Annotated in this window: 1 protein-coding gene; it reads right to left on the reverse strand. The window is 71.3% G+C overall.

All coding sequences use genetic code 11. From position 1 onward, the window contains the following. The coding region (locus G6020_RS14580; RefSeq protein WP_241732737.1) for a beta-ketoacyl synthase N-terminal-like domain-containing protein at nucleotides 1-1,800 on the reverse strand (1,800 nt) is incomplete at both ends.

Below are 1,800 nucleotides of genomic sequence, written 5' to 3' on the forward strand. Positions count from 1 at the left end.
ATCCACTCGTGGAGACGGGCGGCCTCGCGGGTCAACGCGTCGGGTGCGCCGCCCGCGGAGAACGGCACGGGCGCGGGTGCGTCGCGCATCTCGAGCCGGCCCGGGTTCTCGACCCGGGCGTCGGCCGTGTCCTCCGGTGCGTCCTCGACGATGAGGTGGGCGTTCGTCCCGCTGATGCCGAACGAACTGATCCCTGCTCGACGCGGGGCCTCCGTCCGCGGCCAGGGTTCGGCCTCGGTGAGTACCCGGACACAGCCGGCGCTCCAGTCGACCCGGGAGGTCGGCTCCGAGACGTGGAGCGTCCTCGGCAGGACGTCATGACGCAACGCCAGCAGGATCTTGACGAGGCCCGCCACTCCGGCGGCGGCCTGGGTGTGGCCGATGTTCGACTTCAGGGAGCCCAGTCGCAGGGGTTCACCGGTCTCGTCGCGGCGACCGTAGGTCGCCATCAGCGCGTCCGCCTCGATCGGATCGCCCAGACGGGTGCCCGTGCCGTGCGCCTCGACCACGTCGATGTCGCCGACGGAGAGATTCGCGTCCGCCAGAGCGGCGCGGATGACCTCCTGCTGCGCGACACCGCTGGGAGCGGTGAGGCCGTTGGACGCACCGTCGTTGTTGATCGCGCTACCCGTGAGGACGCCCAACACCCGATGGCCGGCGGCCCGGGCGGCCGACAACGGCTCCAGCACGACGACCGCACACCCCTCGGCCCAGCCCGCCCCGTCGGCATCCTCGGAGAACGCCCGGGACCGACCGTTGGGCGAGATCGCCCGCTGCTTGGTGAGTTCGACGAACATGCCCGGCGTGGACATGATCGTCACGCCGCCACAGAGCGCCATCCGCGACTCCCCGGAGCGCAGTGACCGGATCGCCAGGTGAATCGCCGTCAGCGAGGAGGAACAGGCGGTGTCCGTGCTCAGCGCCGGGCCACGCAGTCCGAGTTGATACGCCACCCGGCCCGCGATGACGGAGGTGTGGGTCCCGGTGAGGCGGTACCCCTCACCGTGGCCGGGTTCGGTCATGGGTCGTCCGTAGTCACCCGGCATCGCCCCGACGAACACCCCCACCCGGTCGCCGACGACGGCGCCCGGGTCGACGCCCGCCGACTCGAGGGCATCCCAGGCCACCTCGAGGATCTTGCGCTGCTGTGGGTCCATCGCGTCCGCCTCGCGGGCGGAGATCCCGAAGAAGCCCGAGTCGAACGTCGTGGCGTCCGTCAGGAAGCCACCCTCGCGGCAGTAGCTCCTGCCCGGGGTGTCGGGATCGTCGTCGAACAGGTTGTCGAGATCCCACCCCCGGTTCGTCGGGAACGGCCCGATCGAGCAGGCGCCCTCGGACAGCAGGGTCCACAACTCGTCGGGGGTGTTCGCCCCGGGGAACCGGCACGCCATCCCGACGACGGCGATCGGTTCGTCGGAGGTGCCCCGCTTCGCCTCGGCGACGCCGGTGTCATCGGTGTTCCCGCCGGTCAGCCGACGGTGTAGACCGTGGCCGAGCGCCCTCGGGCTGGGGTTGTCGAAGAACGCCGAGCTCGGGAGCCGAACTCCCGCCCGTTGCTCGATCCGGTCGATGAGCATCGGGATCATCTGCGAGGTCAGGCCGAGATCGGTGAAGGCGTCGTCCACGGGGATGTCGTCGCCGTCGGCGAGGACAACGGACACCTCCTCCACGACCACCGACGTGGCGAGGTCCTGCCCGCTCTGCGTACTCGTCGACCCGCGGATCCGCCGGCCCGATTCCGGGAGGGCCTCCTCGTCGAGCCCCGCGAGGGGCGAGTCGGATGACTGCGGGGCGACGCGC

Source organism: Dietzia sp. B19 (genome assembly GCF_014145155.1).
Lineage (GTDB): Bacteria > Actinomycetota > Actinomycetes > Mycobacteriales > Mycobacteriaceae > Dietzia > Dietzia natronolimnaea.